This is a genomic window from Bacillota bacterium (genome assembly GCA_023511455.1).
Taxonomy (GTDB): domain Bacteria; phylum Armatimonadota; class HRBIN16; order HRBIN16; family HRBIN16; genus HRBIN16.
In genome coordinates this window covers 70700-87608 of sequence record JAIMBJ010000013.1, presented here as the reverse complement: position 1 = coordinate 87608, position 16909 = coordinate 70700, and the positions used below count along the sequence as shown (strand labels likewise).

17 protein-coding genes are annotated in these 16909 nt (G+C 59.5%); 15 read left to right on the top strand and 2 right to left on the bottom strand.

Annotation, left to right across the window (positions count from 1 at the left end; translation table 11 throughout):
* Nucleotides 1-407, bottom strand: a 407-nt coding sequence (locus K6U75_09235) for a flagellin (GenBank protein ID MCL6475220.1), incomplete at its 3' end; no start/stop codon positions are given.
* A 235-nt stretch (nucleotides 408-642) separates the two neighbouring features.
* Here K6U75_09235 and K6U75_09230 point away from each other — a divergent pair.
* From K6U75_09230 to K6U75_09205, 6 genes are all read left to right on the top strand, one after another.
* Nucleotides 643-1605, top strand: coding sequence for a metal ABC transporter substrate-binding protein (locus K6U75_09230; protein MCL6475219.1), 963 nt, complete (start codon nucleotides 643-645; stop codon nucleotides 1603-1605).
* A 22-nt stretch (nucleotides 1606-1627) separates the two neighbouring features.
* Nucleotides 1628-2434, top strand: coding sequence for a methyltransferase domain-containing protein (locus K6U75_09225; GenBank protein ID MCL6475218.1), 807 nt, complete (start codon nucleotides 1628-1630; stop codon nucleotides 2432-2434).
* Nucleotides 2435-3163 carry a metal ABC transporter ATP-binding protein gene (locus K6U75_09220; GenBank protein ID MCL6475217.1) on the top strand — a complete coding sequence of 243 codons (729 nt, stop codon included), beginning with the start codon at nucleotides 2435-2437 and terminating at the stop codon, nucleotides 3161-3163.
* Nucleotides 3160-3960, top strand: a complete 801-nt coding sequence (locus tag K6U75_09215; GenBank protein MCL6475216.1) for a metal ABC transporter permease — start codon at nucleotides 3160-3162, stop codon at nucleotides 3958-3960. Before K6U75_09220 ends, K6U75_09215 begins: the two co-directional genes overlap by 4 nt.
* A gap of 199 nt (nucleotides 3961-4159) precedes the next feature.
* The gene (locus K6U75_09210) at nucleotides 4160-5449 is read left to right on the top strand and encodes a Gfo/Idh/MocA family oxidoreductase (GenBank protein ID MCL6475215.1); all 1290 of its coding nucleotides are present in this window, start codon (nucleotides 4160-4162) and stop codon (nucleotides 5447-5449) included.
* A gap of 16 nt (nucleotides 5450-5465) precedes the next feature.
* Nucleotides 5466-7334: a HEAT repeat domain-containing protein gene (locus tag K6U75_09205; protein MCL6475214.1), complete on the top strand. Its 1869-nt coding sequence runs from the start codon at nucleotides 5466-5468 to the stop codon at nucleotides 7332-7334.
* 49 nt (nucleotides 7335-7383) lie between these two features.
* On the opposite strand, the gene K6U75_09200 is transcribed toward K6U75_09205, so the two are convergent.
* Nucleotides 7384-8499 carry an aminopeptidase gene (locus K6U75_09200; GenBank protein ID MCL6475213.1) on the bottom strand — a complete coding sequence of 372 codons (1116 nt, stop codon included), beginning with the start codon at nucleotides 8497-8499 and terminating at the stop codon, nucleotides 7384-7386.
* Nucleotides 8500-8804: 305 nt separating this feature from the next.
* Here K6U75_09200 and K6U75_09195 point away from each other — a divergent pair, with 305 nt between their 5' ends.
* The 9 genes from K6U75_09195 (at nucleotide 8805) to K6U75_09155 (ending at nucleotide 16902) form a co-directional block, all read left to right on the top strand.
* On the top strand, nucleotides 8805-9446 hold the full coding sequence (locus tag K6U75_09195; GenBank protein ID MCL6475212.1) for a corrinoid protein: 642 nt from the start codon (nucleotides 8805-8807) through the stop codon (nucleotides 9444-9446).
* Nucleotides 9447-9726: 280 nt separating this feature from the next.
* Nucleotides 9727-10782, top strand: a complete 1056-nt coding sequence (locus K6U75_09190; GenBank protein ID MCL6475211.1) for a hypothetical protein — start codon at nucleotides 9727-9729, stop codon at nucleotides 10780-10782.
* 12 nt (nucleotides 10783-10794) lie between these two features.
* Nucleotides 10795-11847, top strand: a complete 1053-nt coding sequence (locus K6U75_09185; protein MCL6475210.1) for a hypothetical protein — start codon at nucleotides 10795-10797, stop codon at nucleotides 11845-11847.
* A gap of 97 nt (nucleotides 11848-11944) precedes the next feature.
* A complete protein-coding gene (locus K6U75_09180; protein MCL6475209.1) occupies nucleotides 11945-13024 on the top strand; it encodes a GHMP kinase in 1080 nt (359 codons plus the stop codon).
* On the top strand, nucleotides 13021-13806 hold the full coding sequence (locus K6U75_09175; GenBank protein ID MCL6475208.1) for a nucleotidyltransferase family protein: 786 nt from the start codon (nucleotides 13021-13023) through the stop codon (nucleotides 13804-13806). Before K6U75_09180 ends, K6U75_09175 begins: the two co-directional genes overlap by 4 nt.
* Nucleotides 13803-14279: a bacterioferritin gene (gene bfr / locus K6U75_09170; protein MCL6475207.1), complete on the top strand. Its 477-nt coding sequence runs from the start codon at nucleotides 13803-13805 to the stop codon at nucleotides 14277-14279. The genes K6U75_09175 and bfr overlap by 4 nt, the downstream gene beginning before the upstream one ends.
* The gene (locus tag K6U75_09165; GenBank protein ID MCL6475206.1) at nucleotides 14280-15290 is read left to right on the top strand and encodes an inositol monophosphatase; all 1011 of its coding nucleotides are present in this window, start codon (nucleotides 14280-14282) and stop codon (nucleotides 15288-15290) included.
* Nucleotides 15287-16231, top strand: coding sequence for a nucleotidyl transferase (locus K6U75_09160; GenBank protein ID MCL6475205.1), 945 nt, complete (start codon nucleotides 15287-15289; stop codon nucleotides 16229-16231). The genes K6U75_09165 and K6U75_09160 overlap by 4 nt, the downstream gene beginning before the upstream one ends.
* Nucleotides 16228-16902 carry an adenine nucleotide alpha hydrolase gene (locus K6U75_09155; GenBank protein MCL6475204.1) on the top strand — a complete coding sequence of 225 codons (675 nt, stop codon included), beginning with the start codon at nucleotides 16228-16230 and terminating at the stop codon, nucleotides 16900-16902. The genes K6U75_09160 and K6U75_09155 overlap by 4 nt, the downstream gene beginning before the upstream one ends.
* Nucleotides 16903-16909: the final 7 nt, after the last annotated feature.

Here is a 16909-nt window from a genome sequence, read left to right as displayed (position 1 = left end):
TTGGTTCCGAACTGCGTCTGCTCGGCAATGCGGTTCAAACTCTCCAGCGCGGAGCGGATTTGCGTCTGGTCCGCCTGAAGAGCGGTCTGGTCGTTCACACCGGTGTTGCTGGCGTGCACAGCCAGTTGCCGCATGGTGCGCAACAGGTTGTGGATTTCATCCAGACCACCCTCTGCGGTCTTCAGAAGGTTGGCCGCATCCTGCGCGTTGGACACTGCCTGCGACATACCCACCATCTGGGCACGCAGGTTCTCGGAGATAATCAACCCCGCGGGGTCATCTGCACCACGATTGATGCGCATACCGGACGACAATCGCTCTATCGAGCGCGCAAAAGCTTCGGTGGTTTGCCCCAAACCACGCAGGGCGTTCATCGCGGTAATGTTGGTGTTGATACGCAGACTCATCTTCTACCTCTTCCTCCTTGAGTTGTCTTCTGTTGAGCCTCCTGCTCATTTCCGATGAAACGCACGCGGGTGGAAGACGGCGCTGGCGAAGGAAGGGTTGTTGTCCCAACGTGCGTTTCCATCTTACGGTTCCCTACCCTTTTATCGGTAGTGCAACCATAAAGAATCTTCCGTATAATTACTGTTAGGTGGACAACTCATGTCGAAAACAAGTAAGGATATGAGAAAAGTTGAAATGTTACAAAATGTGCGGCAAACCACGAACCTGAGGCGTGTGTTGCTACCAATCGTCGTGTTTCTGATGATCGCTAGTTGCGCACCACGTGATGAGCGTGCAACCGCTGTGACTAACTCTGAACCGCTTCGTGCTGTTGCTACATTCTTCCCGGTTGCCGATATCGTCAGGCAGGTAGGAGGCAATCACGTTTCGGTGGAGACCATCCTGCCGCCAGGCGGAGAGCTGCACTCTTTCGCTCCCACGGCAAAGCAGATGAAACTGCTGCAGCACGCGGATGTGGTGTTCGCGCTGGGGCTGGAAGCCGAACCCTTTCTGAAAACCATGCTTCGCGGACTTGGTCGCAGACACCCGCGCGTGGTAGAATTAGCAGAGGGCTGCTGGAAGCTCCCGGCACTGGCGGAGCACGAGCACCTGCATGCGCATGAAGAGGCACATCACGAAGAGTTGGTGGACCCGCATGTCTGGCTCTCTCTGCGGAACGCAATGCGTTTGGCGCAAAACGCGAGGGATACACTGGTCGCTCTGGACCCGGCGCACGCTGACGATTACCAGCGCAATGCAAACCGGCTTATCACGCAGCTGCGCGACCTGCGCCACATTCTGACAGAACGAGCAAAAGCATGGAAGCAAAAGAAGTTTATCGCGGCGCATGGAGCCTACCGCTACCTCGCCGAGGAGGCAGGACTGGAGCAGGTGGCTGTGTTTGAACCGCTACCCGGCGTCGAGCCTTCCGCCCGGTGGCTGCGCGACCTGATGGATACCGCGCGTCGCGAGCGGGTGCAGGTTATCTTTGCCGCACCCCCCGCCTCCTCGCGACTGGTGGAAGCAGTGGCAGCAGACCTCGGGGTGCCGGTATTCCCGCTGGACCCGATGGAGCAAACGTGGAACCACACGGAGGAGAGCTACCAGCAACGCATGATGCGCAATATCAATGCGCTGGATAGAGCCATGCGCCGATAGTTCGCTTGGGAAGGGATGGGACATGCAACAGTGGCAGAGCGAGATGTTGAGATGCCCTTTTGACCGCGAGCAGCTGCTCGCGGGCGAAGGAAAAATACGGTGCTCCGAATGTCAGAGGACGTTTCCCATTGTGGATGGCATTCCCAGCTTTGTGCTGCACGACCTCGCGACAGCGCATGAGCGTGAGGAGTGGTTGCGAAAGCAGTCAGAGATGCAGGCACGGGATGCACAGGCTTCACAATACGACCGTCTACTGGGACTGCTCCTCATGTCGCCGGTGGAAACCCGCATGACGTTACGCGCGCTACGAGGTGAATCGGGGCGGTTTAATGTACTGGCGGAAATCGGTTGCGGTACGGGACGGATGCTGCAGCATTTTGCTGCGCTGGCAGATTTCACAATAGGCGTGGATTTCTCGTTGCAAAGCCTGCGGTTGTGCCGGCAGCGGATGCAACAGGCAGGCTTTCTGGAGAAGACACTGCTGATACATGCGGACGCCTGTTTCCTGCCCCTTGCGGACGAAACGCTGGACGCGGTAGCCAGCTGCCAGCTGGTCGAGCATCTGCCCAGCGACCGACTGCGCCGGCAGGTGCTGGCGGAGATGTCTCGCGTGCTCAAGCCGGGCGGACGATATGCGATATCCGGTTATCACTGGTCGTGGCTGACCCGCTGGGGTGCATCCAAACAGGGTATGCATCCGGGTGGTATCTACTATTATCGTTTCACACGCAAGGAGTTCCATGACCTCGTCAGCAAACATCTGCCTGTGGAATCGCTGCGAAGTGTGTTGGGTTACGTGTGGCTGGCTTCTGGTAGTAAGGAGACATAAATGGCGGACATCGTTCTGGATGTGAACAACGTCAGTGTGGAGATAGGTGGCGTGCGTCTCATCGAGAACATCACCCTGCAGGTCGAACGCGGCAGCACGGTCGCCATCATCGGTCCCAACGGCGCGGGCAAGACCACCCTGCTGCGCGCGGCGCTGGGTTTGGTGCCACTGGCTTCCGGCAGCATTACCCTTTTTGGGGTGCCCATCGCCCAGATTGGCGAGCTGCGCCAGAAGGTGGGCTATGTACCGCAGCAGCTGGAGTACGACCGCTACCTTCCCCTGACGGTAAAAGAGATGCTGCACGCCTACGTACCTCATGCCTCTTCATCTCGTATCGAATCTGCCCTGCACGAGGTCGGGGTTTCTCGCATGCTTCACCATCCCATCGGTAAGCTTTCGGGAGGGCAGCTCCAGCGGGTGGTGATTGCCCTGAATCTGTTGCGTGAACCGGAGATCCTCTTTCTGGACGAACCGGCAACCGGCGTAGATATCGAAGGGGAGAGCCGCTTCTACGACATTATCGAGCAGCTGCGGGAAGAACATCACCTGACGGTGGTATTGGTCTCGCATGACCTGAGCGTGGTCACCCGCTACGCCTCGCAGGTGCTGTGCCTGAACCGCCGATTGCTCTGCTTCGGGCCACCTGCTCAGGCTTTGAACGCCGAGATGATTCGTCTGGTGTACGGACAAGAAATGACACTTTACACACACCGGGAGCACCAGCCATGACGGAGATTTTGCAGTATCCCTTCTTCCAGCGCGCGTTGATTGCAGCCGTGTTACTGGGTTTCAGCTTGCCGCTTGTCGGCGTTTTCGTGGTCACGCGGCGTCTTTCGTTCTTCGGAGAAGCAGTGGCACATTCGGCATTTACCGGGCTGGCGCTGTCCGCCCTGCTGGCGACTCCGGTCCTGCCAACGGTTATCGCCGCTGCTGTACTGGTGACGCTCGCCATTGTCTTCACCCTGCACCGCACGCAGATACCGGCGGACACCGTGATCGGCGTGTACCTCGCCATCTGCGCGGGGGCAGGTATCCTGCTGCTGGGCATCCTGCAGGGGTACCAAACCGGGCTGTTCCAGTTCCTGTTTGGGGATATCCTCGCACTGGCGTGGGAAGACGTGTGGCTGGTAGCGGTCATGTGCGCGGGAAGCGTGCTGGCGATACTGGCGATGTGGAATGCCCTGCTGCGGGTTTCTGTGCACCGTGAGATGGCAATGGCGATGGGTACTTCCGTCGCACGCGTAGACCTGCTGTTTCTCGTACTGCTGGCGGTCATGGTTACCCTGTCGCTGAAGTTGATTGGTATTGTACTGGTGACCGCCATGCTGCTATTACCCGCTGCCGCCGCACGCAATCTCACGTGCAGCTTTAGGGGGATGGCAATCGCTGCCTGCGCGATTGGCGGCATCAGCAGTGTGCTGGGGCTATATGCTTCTTACTGGTTCGGCACCGCGTCTGGCGCGGCGATAGTGCTTACGGCGGCAATAGTGTTTATGCTATCGGTGGTGTTCCGGCGAACAGCATGAGTAGCGCAACCGTGTGACGGACGACTTCGAGATGCGACACAGTGAGAGGCTTCCCCGGCGAAGATGCGGCTTTCGCCGAAGATGCCCTTTCGGCCGCTGTAGTCCCGTTAGTTTTTGCAGGACTCCTTCCCGTATCCCCAGAAGTTCTCAGTGAAACTACCACCCCGACTGAATCTCGTTCGCGGAAAGGATGGTCGGCATGAGTAAAGGCAAACGGATAACACGAAGGCAGTTTCTCAAAGGGGCGGCTGTCGGCGCAGCTGCCGTTGCCATGCCTGCCGTTGTACCCGCCTCAGTGTTCGGCTCGGCTCAGCGAAGCGCACCCAGCGACCGCATCACGCTCGGCTTCATCGGGCTTGGTGGCATGGGCATGGGACATCTGAACGGTTTTTTGGGTAACGGACAGGTGCAGGTGCTGGCGGTATGCGACGTGTATGCCCCCCATCGCGACCGCGCGAAAAAGGCTGTGGACAATCGCTATGGCAATCAGGACTGTGCTGCCTACACCGACTTCCGCCACCTGCTGGACCGCAAGGACATCGACGCGGTAGTCATCTCCACGCCCGATCACTGGCACACGCTGATCAGCATCATGGCGTGCGAATCGGGCAAAGACGTGTACTGCGAGAAGCCGTTGACCCTCTTTGTAGACGAGGGCAAGGCTCTGGTGCGCGCCGTGCGCCGCTACAACCGCGTCTTTCAGGTCGGCAGCCAGCAAAGGTCGGACTACTACTTCTGGCTGGCGTGTATGCTGGTGCGTAACGGCAAAATCGGCAAAGTGCATACCGTGCGCGTGAACCTGCCAGCCGGTCCGGACCTGGACCCGCAGCCAGACGTGGAACCACCGCCCGACCTGGACTGGAACCTGTATCTGGGGCCCGCTCCGTGGGTGCCTTTCAACTATGCCCGCTACCTGTGGAACTTCCGCTGGTTCTGGGACTACTCGGGCGGCGAGATGACCGACTGGGGGCATCACCACTTTGACATCGCGCAATGGGGGCTGGGCACGGACCTCAGCGGACCCGTGAGCGTGGAAGGCAAGGGCGTGCCACCGGTGAAAGGAATGTGCGAAACCTATGTGAACTTCGAGGTGCATTACGAATATGCCAGCGGGGTGCACATGATTGCCACCACTCCGGAACGTGGCGTGCGCTTCGAGGGCACAGATGGCTACGTGCACGTGTGGCGCGGAGGCATCGATACCAGCCCCAAAGAGCTGCAGCAGATAACGTGGGGACCAAACGATGTGCAGCTGTATCGCAGCCTCAGCCACCACCAGAACTGGCTGGATTGCATCCGCACGCGCAAGAAGCCCATTTGCGACGTGGAAATCGGGCATCGCTCGGTGACGGTAGCCCATATCGGCAACATCGCCATGCGGCTGGGCAGGAAGCTGCGCTGGGACCCCGTGAAAGAGCAGTTCGTGGACGACCCGGAGGCAAACCGCTGGCTCAGTCGTCCCTATCGCGCGCCGTGGTACTTGAGGTAGGAGGTGCAGGCAGACAATGAAGAGAACATGGCTCACCGTAGTAGCGTTGCTGGCACTGGCTCTTCCCAGCGCGTGCCAGAACATGGAGCATACCGTTCAGAAGCTGCGGTCACCCGACGATAACGCACGACGGCAGGCGATTGAGGAAATAGCGCCGTTCGGCGTGAAGGCTATTCCCGCCCTGCTGGCGATTATCGAAAATCCTGACGCCGAGCCGGGCGCAGTGATGGCTGCCACGATGGCTCTGGAGAAGGTGGTTTACCAGTCCACACGCCCCGGCGCAACATCCGAGCGTAACGCCGCCGAGAAAGCGTTGCTGGCACGCCTGCAGAAGCCGGCACCGGAATCTCTGCATCGCCTGCTGCTGCGCTTGATTACGGTGGTGGGCACTTCACAATCGGTGCCGACTCTGCAAAAACTGCTGGAGAATAAGACCCTGCGCGAGGCAGCACGAATGGCGCTGCAGCAGATTCCGGGCAAGGAAGCCACCTCCGCCATGGAACGCGCCTTCGCGCAGGCAACCGACCCGCAGTGGAAAAGCGCTCTGCTAATGGCTATCGGTGCACGCAAACAGCCCAGCTCGGCAAAGGTGGTGCTGGGTGCACTGAAAAGCGCACAGGCAGAGGTGCGACTGACGGCGATTACGGTCGCCGGAGAGTTCCCCACTCCCGAAATCCAGAAGGCGTTGCAACAGATTGCTCAGAAAGGCAGCGCCAGAGAAAAAGAGGCGGCTCAGCACTCGCTGGTACGTATCGCGGAGCGGCTTCGCCGCTCCGGCGCGGCGGGGCAAGCCGCCCCGCTCTTTCAGTGGCTCTATGCCAACGGCAATACACCCACCCTGCGCGCCGCTGGACTGGTGGGAGTGGCACACACCAGCAACGCAGGCACCGCAACCTTGCTGGTGAAGGCACTCAACCACCCGAACCCCGCCATCGCCCGCACCGCATACTCTTTGCTGCAGGAGGTGAAGATACCGGGGCTTGCAGAGGCGCTGGTGGTGCATATGCAGAACGCGCAGGGAGAGCAACGCCTGCGCTTGATTGACCTGCTGGGGTATCAATCCGGCTCTCCGGGCGTGGTGCTGCCCTCGCTGCTCAAAGCGTTCGGTGATAACGAGCCCGCGGTGAAGGTTGCCGCGCTGAACGCCATGGGACGTCTACGCCACGCCGACACTGCCTCCGCGCTGATGGTCGCACTGGGGCATGAGAACGAGCAGGTACGTCAAGCCGCGATAGAGGCAGTGCCAGGGGTAGCGTTCGCCCTGCAGAAGCAGGGTAAAACCGACTTAGCGACGGTTCTCGCCCGCACTGCTCTGGAAAAAGCACGTGACCGTGAAAGCGTGATCCGTCTGGCAGGTGTGCTGCGTTTGTTGGGTTCGGCAATCAGCGTTCAAGATATCGCGATCCAGCAGGGCATGGTGGTGAACTGGTGGATACTGGCTCCTCTGGCGGAGCGCAGCTTGCTCCGTCAGCGCGACCTGGTAGACCCCGGCGCACCGATGGACCTGCAGGCGGAGGTGAACGGCGTCCGGTGGCGGCGTATCGAACTGGACGACCCGCAGGGCGTGCTGGATTTCTGGCTAAGTGCCGGTGCGCGCGAGAACACGGGCGGTTACGCCTACGCCGAGGTGTACAGCGATACCGTGCAGACGGTCACCCTGAAAATCGGCAGCGACGACGATGTTACCTGCTGGGTGAATGGGCAAAAGGTGCACGAGTTTATCGGCGACAGGGGGCTTACCATTGACCAGGATACCGCTACCGCCACCCTGCAGCAGGGCTGGAACCGCATCCTGTGTAAGGTGCTGAACGGAGCCGACGGCTGGCAGCTCACTTTGCGCATCACCTCCCCCGACGGTAAACCCCTGCCACTACAGCAACGCTAAACACGGAACTATCATCCTCCCCTCTCCCGGTGCCCGGGAGAGGGATGGATTACGCCAGATTCTCCGGGTTCAGCCCTTCCAGCTCCGGCAACACAAAGCGTCCATCCTTGCGTATCAGGCGGTCATCGAAGTAAATCTCCCCTCCGCCGTACTCGGCGCGCTGAATCAACACCAGGTCCCAGTGTATCTGCGAGCGGTTGCCGTTGTCAGCCACGCCATAGGCGTTGCCGGGAGTGAAGTGTAAGGAGCCCGCAATCTTCTCGTCGAACAGCGTGTCCTTCATGGGGTGCAGGATGTGCGGGTTAAAGCCCAGCGAGAACTCACCCACGTAGCGTGCTCCTTCGTCGAAGTCCAGTATCCTGTTCAGCTCGTCGGTGAGGTTGCAGGTGGCATCCACAATCTTGCCTGCCCTGAACACCAGACGAATGTTTTCAAAGGTCTTGCCGTGATAGAGCGAGGGCACATTGAAGGTAATCTCACCCTCCACCGAATCACGCACCGGAGCGGTAAAACACTCCCCATCAGGAATGTTGCGCAATCCGTAGCAGGGGATGACCGGAATATCCTTGATGGAAAACCTCAGGTCGGTGCCCGGTGCCAACAGCCGCACGCGGTCGGTCCGGCCCATCAGTTCCACCAGCGGCTGCACCGCCCTCTCCATTCTGCTATAGTCCAGTGTACACACCCGGAAATAGTAGTCTTCGAAGGCTTCGGTGCTCATGTTCGCCTGTTGCGCCATGCTGTCGTTGGGCCAGCGCAACACCACCCAGCGGGTGTTGGGCACGCGAATGTCGCTGTGAACCGGCTTCCACCACAGCCTCTGCACCATTTCCACCTTGTCGATGGGAACATCGGAAAGCTGTGCGCTATTCAGGGTACCCCGCACGCCAATGTAGCACTGCATTTTCTCCATGCGGAACTTCTCTACATCGGCGATAACCTGCAACTGCTCTTCGGTAGCGTGCATCTGCAACGTGCGCATCACTTTCGAGTGTTTAGTATCTACCAGCGGCACGCCTCCTGCTTTCACTATCTGCTCTATCAGCACGCAGAGGAACTCCTCGGGCACATCGGTTGCTTCCACCAGCACCTTGTCGCCTGGCTGCACCCGTGTGCTGTGCCCTACCAGTACCTGCGCTAATTGCTCGAAACGAGGGTCTCTCATCGCTTTGCCTCCACTGCGGTATGTTTGCCATTTTTCCATTCGGCATTGCCCTGCCAAAATCTTGCTCGATCCCGGTCATTGCCCGCCCGGGCGGGGGCGATCTCCCTGCGCCATGGTGTTCCTGTGTGAGAATGTATCACCGCCCCAAGGTTTGATTTACGAGCATTTTTCACATACACTCCAGCAAGAGAGCAGGAGATTCGCCTTGACAGAATGGAATCTCTCTTATACCATCACTGCGGATAGACTGTTGGAAAAAATACCAAGAACAGCATTGCGCCATCAACGCACACAGGAGGACCATGATGCAGGAGGAACTCAAAGCACTTGCCCACGCGATACTGGAAGGCAAACGCAATGAAGCGGTAGAGCTCACCCAGAAGCTGGTAAACGCGGGCGTTACCCCCAAACAGATACTCGATGAGGGGTTGATTGCCGGCATGTCCGTTGCCGGTGAGAAGTTCAAAAACGGCGAGTATTTCGTGCCGGAGATTCTGGTGGCAGCGCGCGCCATGAAGGCATCTATGGAGATTCTGCGCCCCTTACTGGTAGCCACCGACGTACAGCCGATAGGTACGATGGTCATCGGCACCGTGTGCGGCGACCTGCACGACATCGGCAAGAACCTGGTAGCCATGATGATGGAAGGCGCGGGCTTTAAGGTCGTGGACCTGGGTGTGGACGTCAGTGCCGATAAGTTCATCGAGGCTGCGAAGGAACACAACGCGCAGATTGTGGGCATGTCTGCTCTGCTGACCACTACCATGACCTATATTCCCGAGGTGATTAAAGCCTTCGACGAGGCAGGACTGCGTCCGAAGGTGAAGCTCATCGTAGGCGGTGCGCCGGTTACCCAGGAATGGGCGAACCAGATTGGCGCGGATGCCTACGCTCCGGACGCCGCCACTGCCGTCGACAAGTGCAAAGAGCTGCTGGGGGCAGCGTAGCCGGGCGATTATCCGGAGGGCGAGGCTCCTGCCGAGCTGTAAACTCTGCTCCCCGCCCGCGGGGAGGTTGGCTGGGGACCGGCTCACCTGGAGGTTCGCCCTCCAGCGGAGGAACAAACCCCTTCCAGAGGGCGAGGCTCGCACCGAGCCGTTTGCACTGTGTTCGGTTCAGCCGGAGGTTCGCCCTCCGGATGTCGCAAGCGGTTGGAGGCAAGCCTCCTGCCGAGTCGTTTTGCTGTTCCTCGACAAGCGCAGCGCCTACAACGAGGGGGCACCAACATTGACGTCGAGAGAGCGCGTACTCTGTGCATTCCATCGGGGCACGCCCGACCGCATCCCAGTATCTCCCCAGCATTGGGGGCGCATCCCGCCGGATAGCGAACTGGCTGTTCAGCTCGTGCGCGAGACCGACATGATGCTCTATGCAGGGTGGGCATGCGATTGTTTCATCGGCTCCGCTTTGCCACGGGAAACCGAGACCGTCGGCAACACCACCCGTACCGTCTATCACACTCCGCAAGGAGCCCTGACCCGCGTTGTCACGCGCACACCGGTCACCTCCGCCTGCACCAAGTTTCCCTGCAAGGACGCCGAGGACGTATTGAACCTGCTTGCCGCGCCATACGAGCCACCGACAGAAGAGACAGTAGAGAATGCCCTGCGACACTTCTTCCAGACGAAGGATTGGCTGGGGGATGAAGGAGTAGTGCTCTTCGAACTGCCGGATGCTCTCTGTTTTCCGGCACAGTGGCTCTCACCGCAGGACTTCTGCCTGCTCTGGGCAGACGCTCCGGACGTTATGGAGGAGATGGTGCGCGTGGGCAACGAGCGGCTGTTGGCGTTTGTGGAGAGGGTGTTAAGAGCAGGCGTGGACGTGTTTCGTATCGTTGGCGGGGAGTACGCCTCCACACAGCTGGGACCCGTCGCGTATAACCGACTGGTGCGTCGCTACGATAAAGAGCTGGTATCACTCATCCACGAGCACGGCGGCATCGCCTATTTCCATAACCACGGGCCCATCATGCGCTATCTGGAGGCGATTGTGGACATCGGTGTGGACGCGCTGGACCCGCTGGAAGCGCCACCCTGGGGCGACTGCGATATGCCAGCAGCCAAACGAGTCCTGCAGGGAAAGGTGTGCATCGTGGGCAATCTCGACGACATGGAGGTTCTGAACCAGCGCGGCGCCGACGAGATACTCGCCATCAGCAAGCGGCTGATCAAGGAGGCAGGTCCTGACGGCTTTGTGCTGAGCGGAACGGCTTCGGGAACCTATGGCGAACACGCCGCCCGAAACTTTATCGCGGTGGCAAGCTACGTGAGAAGCCAGATGTAATCGGAGGAGAGGATGACACCCAGAGAACGTGTTCTGCGGGCTATTCGCCGTGAAGTGCCGGACAGAGTTCCCAAAGAAATGGGCTTCACTCCGGCCGCATACGACCGGTTCGTGAAGGAGACCGGCCATACCGACCCCGCCGAGTACTTCGGCATGGAAACCCGTTACGTCGGCTTCCGTCCGCCACGCGAACTGCCGGACTTTTCACTCTACTTGAAGCGGCTGCCTGAGGCAAGCGTCATCAGCGGCGAATACGGCACAGCACACATCCCGGGCACTTTCTATCACTTCGCCCGATACGTATTCCCACTGGAACACGCAACCACCATCCGTGAGCTGGAGGAGTATCCCTGGCCCGACTTCACCCCTTCCTACCGCCACGAACATCTGGAGGCAGAGGTGCAGGCATGGCACGAGAAGGGCTACTTCGTGGCAGGGTTCGCCGGGCATATCTTTGAAACCACATGGCAGATTATCGGCTTCGAGCGTATTTTTCGCGACTTCATCGAGAACCCCGAGTTTGTGGAGTGGGTGCTGGATAAGATTACCGAAGATAACTGCTTCAAAGCCAGACGCCTGGTGGAGGCAGGTGTCGACATGATCCAGTTTGGCGATGACGTCGGCATGCAAGACCGGCTGATGATGCGCCCCGATGTGTGGCGACGTTTTCTCAAACCGCGTCTCGCCCGCGAAATTGCCTCCGCTCGAGCTGTGCGCCCCGACATCCCCGTCTGGTACCACAGCGACGGCAACATCGCCGACATCATCGAAGACCTGATTGAGGTCGGTGTCACCGTGCTCAACCCCGTGCAACCCGAGTGTCTGGACGTGGACTGGGTGAAGCGCGAGTTCGGCGACCGGCTTGCCTTTTGGGGCACCATCGGCACACAAACGGTCATGCCTTTCGGAAAGCCGGAGGACGTGAAGCGCGCGGTGAAGGAGATGATCGACCGCTTCGCGCCCGGGCTGGTGATCGCGCCGACGCACGTGATCGAACCCGATGTCCCGTGGGAAAACATCGTCGCTTTCTTCGAGGCGGTGGAGGAATACGGCAGACTGGCGTAAAGGAACCTGCTGGAAGCGGTTTCTGCCGCTGGCTTGGAGCGGTTCTGGTGCCGCTAACTGCCTTGACACCTTCCCCTCCTTTGCCTATACTAAAGGCATGAGTAGAAGAGCGTTTACGGTATCCGCACCCGGGCGGATTTGTCTTTTTGGGGAACATCAGGACTATCTCGGGCTACCTGTTATCGCCGCGGCAATCAACCGCCGAATCCGGGCGGAAGTGCAATTCTCCTGCGATGGTCACCGCTTGCACATCGACATGCCCGACATTAACGACCGAATGACCTTAGACCCCTCGCAGGAACAACAGTACACCCGTGCACGCGATTACCTGCGGGCGGGGGTCAACGTCTTGCTTCGTGAGGGGGCACGCTTCCCGTACGGAGCATCCATCCGCATCACCAGCGACATTCCCATGCAGGCAGGCGTGTCCAGCTCGTCGGCGATGGTGGTCATGTGGTTGCGTGCGCTGTGTGAAATGGCCGAAACTCCCATGAATCCCGACCCTGAAACGCTGGCGCGATGGGGACACCGCACAGAGGTGCTGGAGTTCAAAGAGCCGGGTGGAATGATGGACCACTTTTGCGCTGCGCTGGGCGGTGTATTGTACATCGACACCATACCGCCCTACCGTGCGGAGCGACTCCCCATCCAGCTGAGAGGTTTGGTACTCGCGGATTCGCTGCAACCGAAAGCCACCGTAGAAGTGCTTGCCTCCCGCAGGCACGACGTCACGGAGGGCATTGCGCTGCTGCAGGAAAGAATGCCTCACTTTGACCTGCATACCACCCCCTTAGAGGAAGCCGAAGAGGCTCTGAAGCACCTGCCTGCACGCAACGCCCGCCGCGTGCGCGCCAATCTCATCAACCGCGATCTCACCCGGCGCGCCCTGCAGTTGCTGCGAAATGACCAGTGGAGTCCGCAGGTGTTGGGTGACCTGCTGATAGCGCACCATGCTCAGTTGCGCGATGGGCTGGAGGTATCCACCCCGAAAATCGAGAGGATGCTGGAAGCAGCTTTGCGAGCCGGTGCGCTGGGAGGCAAGGTCAACGGCTCCGGTGGCGGCGGTTGCCTGTTTGCCTATGCGCCCGGTCGCGAACAGGAGGTGGTAGAGGCTTTCAAGAGCGCGGGCGGAGACGCCTGGCACGTGCGCGTGGATACCGGGGTGAGACTGGAATGAGCACCCCGCCGCGCAGGTGCGTGTTGCTGGCAGCAGGCAGGGGAACCCGGTTGGGTGATTTCACCCGTAACATCCCCAAGCCGATGGTTCCTCTTGCCGGGCGTCCGCTTCTCGAGCACATCTTGTGCAACATCCGTGAGACAACGTCTATCCGGGAATTTACTGTCGTGGTCCAGTATCACGCTGAAAGCATCACCCGGCACTTTGGCGACGGCAGCTCCTTCGGCGTGCGCATCCACTACGTCCGCCAGCCCGAAGACCAGCCGGGCACCGGGGGCGCATTGCGAGTGGCTCTGGAAAGCCTTCCAGCGGAGCCGGTGCTGATGAGCTTTGGTGACATCCTCACTGACCGGTCGAACTACCGATGCCTGATACAGGCATACACACCCGACATCGTCGCCTTAATCGGCGTAAACTGGCTGCCCGACGTCTCTGAGGGAGGCGGCGTCTGGCTGGACGGAGACAGGGTATTACGTGTGGAAGAGAAGCCGCGCAACCCCGACACCAACTGGAACCTTGCGGGTGTGCATATCTTTTCGCCCGCCATCCTCCCTGTGTTGAGAGAACTTCCGTTGTCCGCACGGGGAGAGTACGAGCTTACCCAGGCCATCCAGCGGCTCCTGCATCAGTACCCCGATGCCGTGCGGGCAGTGCGCTTCGAAGGCTACTGGAACGATGTTGGCACACCCGAACGCCTTCAGCAAGCGAAGCAAGACCTGCAGGAGTGCCAGTGCGCGCAGGCGAATCATGGCTCAAAGTCGCTGCAAGGAGGAGAACCATGAAAGGCAACCCTGAGATACTGAAAGTGCTCAACGAACTGCTTTCCGATGAGTTGACCGCCATCCACCAGTATATGGTGGAAGCGGAAATGTGCGAAAACTGGGGATATGATAAGCTACACGCCGCCTTCCAGAAAATCGCTCTCGATGAGATGCACCATGCGGAGTGGCTGATTCAACGCCTCCTGTTTCTGGAGGGGCATCCCACTATCAAACTGGGCGAGCTGCTAATCGGTAACACCGTGCCAGACATGGTGAACGGGGTGATAACGTCCGAAGGGGAGGCTGTGCAAGCCTATAACAAAGCCATCGCGCTGGCGCACCAGGTCGCCGATCAGGGCACTGTGGACCTGCTGATACGTATCCTCAATATGGAGGAGGGACATATCGACTGGGCGGAAGCGCAGCGTGACCAGATCGAGCACATGGGTCTGGCGAACTACCTGAGCATGCAAACGGAGGGCGCAGCGCAGTAAGTGCTGCCCTACCCCGCCGATACTCTGATTCGCAGGGTGCGCGCACTGCATGAGCAGATTCGCTCGGAGGTGCGCGCTCAGCTCCTGCAGTATTCCGCCGACTGGCTGGCACAGGCTACCGAAAGCGCGGATGGCGATACGCAGTTTCGCATCGACGTGCAGGTCGAGAATCTACTGCTGCAGTTCTGCGAGCAGTGGGCACAGGAAGTGCCCTTCGTGCTGGTGGCGGAAGGCATCTCTGAGGACGGCTGGCTGTCTCTGCCGCGGGGAACAAACACCGATAAGGCGCAATTCATCATGGTGGTCGACCCCATCGACGGCACACGTATGATTATGTATGACAAACGCAGTGCGTGGTGCCTGACAGGCATCGCCCCGAACCGTGGCCGCCAAACCACCCTTGCAGACATTGAAATCGCCGTACAGACCGAGCTGCCCACCTCGCGACAGTGTGTGGTCGACACGCTTTGGGCGGTTCGCGGGGGTGGTGCGTTCGGGGAACGACAGAGTCTGTGGGACGGAAGCACCACTCCATTCCGCCCGAAACCCTCCTCCGCGAAGGACTTGCGTTACAGCTTTGCCAGCTTTGCTAATTTCTTCCCTGATGGCAAGGCATGGCTCGCCGCCCTCGAGGAGAACCTCTACCGCCAGCTGCGAAGTATGGACATCAAAGGCAACCCGCTGGTGTTCGCCGACCAATACCTCAGCACAGGTGGGCAGATTTACGAACTGATCGTCGGACACGACCGCTTCATCGCCGACCTGCGTCCCGTCGCCTTTCGGCAGCTGGGATACACAGAGATGCCTCTGTGCGCCCACCCTTACGATATCTGCACCGAACTGATTGCCCGCGAAGCAGGAGCCATCATCACCGATGAGTACGGACGGCAGCTGCAAACACCTCTGGATATTCGGGAGCCAGTGGCATGGGTCGGCTACGCTAACCCAGCCCTGCGGGACCTGATTGAACCCGCACTGCTCAGGCTTCTTCACGGAGATTCGGAGCGATGAGCCACATCCGCAAAGCCATCATCACCGCCGCGGGACGCGGAACTCGCCAGTTTCCCGCCACACGTACTCTGCAAAAGGAGATGTTGCCTCTGGTGGACCGAGATGGCATCACGAAACCCGCATTGCAACTGCTGGTGGAGGAAGCTGTGAACGCGGGTATCGAGCAGGTCGGCATCGTGGTGAACCCCGAGTCGGAAGCGGGCGTCCGTGCCTACTTCGGCGCGCTCACCGAGCAAGAGGCGCAGTGGCAAAACGACAGGCAACTACTCTATGAGCAGGCAGGTCACCTGCAACAGCTGGGCGAGCGCATTGTAACCATCGTGCAACAAGAGCCGCTCGGATTGGGACACGCGGTCTACCTGACGAAAACGTTCGTTGGTGATGAGCCTTTCGTGATGTATCTGGGCGACCACGTGCTGCTCTCTCACACGACAAAGAACTGCACCCAGCAGGTGCTGGAGGTCTATGCCCACACGGGCGGCACCCTTTCCGCCGTTCGCCGCACGCCGGAGGAACGGGTACATCTGTACGGAACGCTGTCGGGAGAACCCATACCAGATATTCCAGACGTCATCCATGTAACCGCCATGATAGAGAAACCAACTGTTGAGCAAGCGCGTGCTTCCTTGCGAATGCCAACCCTGCCCGACGGCGTCTACTACTGCTTCTTCGGAATCAACGTATTCACTTCCGAAATCTTCGATTGTCTGGAGCGCACTATCACCGCAGGACGCACGATGAAGGGCGAGTTCCAGCTCACTACTGCACAGCAGATGCTGGTGGAAAAGGGCGAGTACTATGCCTGCGAGATACAGGGCGAAGCGCTGGACATCGGCATACCGCAGGGCTATCTAGAGGCACAGGTTGCGCTGGGACTGGCAGGCACTTACAGTGAGCAACTGCAGCACTGGATTCGTGAACGCGGGGGATGCGAAGGATGAAGCCCAAAATCCTTGTGTCGTGGTCGTCGGGCAAAGATAGCGCGTGGATGCTTCACGTTCTGCGCCAGACCAACAACTCCGAGATTGTGGGACTGGTCACCACCGTCAACAGCGCCTTTGGAAGGGTGTCGATGCACGGCGTGCGCGAAGAGCTGCTCGAACAGCAGGCTCAAGCCGCAGGATTACCCCTGTGGAAAGTGCCCATTCCCTATCCCTGCCCCAACGAGGTTTATGAGTCCGCCATGCGCGACCTCATCCACCGTGCGAAGGAAGATGGGGTCACTCACTTCGCCTTCGGTGACATCTTTCTACAGGATGTCCGCGATTACCGCGAGAGGCAGCTGGCGGGGACGGGCATTATTCCGGTTTTCCCTCTGTGGGGGGCGGATACGCGCGAGCTGGCGCAGCAGATGATAGACGAGGGTCTACGGGCAGTGTTGACCTGTGTAGACCCCCGACAGATACCGGCCTCCCTCATTGGACACGAGTTTGACGCACCGCTCCTCCAGCAGCTTCCTTCTACGGCAGACCCCTGCGGCGAGAACGGCGAGTACCACACCTTCTGCTATGCGGGACCGATGTTTGCTCATCCTGTCCCCGTGCAGGCAAGCGAAGTAGTGGAGAGAGACGGGTTCGTGTATGTGGATGTTCTCGCCCTGTGTCAGCGTTAGTTGATCG

What these genes read in the sequence shown, in the direction of transcription:
- K6U75_09230 (MCL6475219.1), top strand. Translation starts at nt 643, where the DNA reads ATGTTACAAAATGTGCGGCAAACCACGAACCTGAGGCGTGTGTTGCTA.
- K6U75_09225 (MCL6475218.1), top strand. Translation starts at nt 1,628, where the DNA reads ATGCAACAGTGGCAGAGCGAGATGTTGAGATGCCCTTTTGACCGCGAG.
- K6U75_09220 (MCL6475217.1), top strand. Translation starts at nt 2,435, where the DNA reads ATGGCGGACATCGTTCTGGATGTGAACAACGTCAGTGTGGAGATAGGT.
- K6U75_09215 (MCL6475216.1), top strand. Translation starts at nt 3,160, where the DNA reads ATGACGGAGATTTTGCAGTATCCCTTCTTCCAGCGCGCGTTGATTGCA.
- K6U75_09210 (MCL6475215.1), top strand. Translation starts at nt 4,160, where the DNA reads ATGAGTAAAGGCAAACGGATAACACGAAGGCAGTTTCTCAAAGGGGCG.
- K6U75_09205 (MCL6475214.1), top strand. Translation starts at nt 5,466, where the DNA reads ATGAAGAGAACATGGCTCACCGTAGTAGCGTTGCTGGCACTGGCTCTT.
- K6U75_09200 (MCL6475213.1), bottom strand. Translation starts at nt 8,499, where the DNA reads ATGAGAGACCCTCGTTTCGAGCAATTAGCGCAGGTACTGGTAGGGCAC.
- K6U75_09195 (MCL6475212.1), top strand. Translation starts at nt 8,805, where the DNA reads ATGCAGGAGGAACTCAAAGCACTTGCCCACGCGATACTGGAAGGCAAA.
- K6U75_09185 (MCL6475210.1), top strand. Translation starts at nt 10,795, where the DNA reads ATGACACCCAGAGAACGTGTTCTGCGGGCTATTCGCCGTGAAGTGCCG.
- K6U75_09180 (MCL6475209.1), top strand. Translation starts at nt 11,945, where the DNA reads ATGAGTAGAAGAGCGTTTACGGTATCCGCACCCGGGCGGATTTGTCTT.
- K6U75_09175 (MCL6475208.1), top strand. Translation starts at nt 13,021, where the DNA reads ATGAGCACCCCGCCGCGCAGGTGCGTGTTGCTGGCAGCAGGCAGGGGA.
- bfr (MCL6475207.1), top strand. Translation starts at nt 13,803, where the DNA reads ATGAAAGGCAACCCTGAGATACTGAAAGTGCTCAACGAACTGCTTTCC.
- K6U75_09160 (MCL6475205.1), top strand. Translation starts at nt 15,287, where the DNA reads ATGAGCCACATCCGCAAAGCCATCATCACCGCCGCGGGACGCGGAACT.
- K6U75_09155 (MCL6475204.1), top strand. Translation starts at nt 16,228, where the DNA reads ATGAAGCCCAAAATCCTTGTGTCGTGGTCGTCGGGCAAAGATAGCGCG.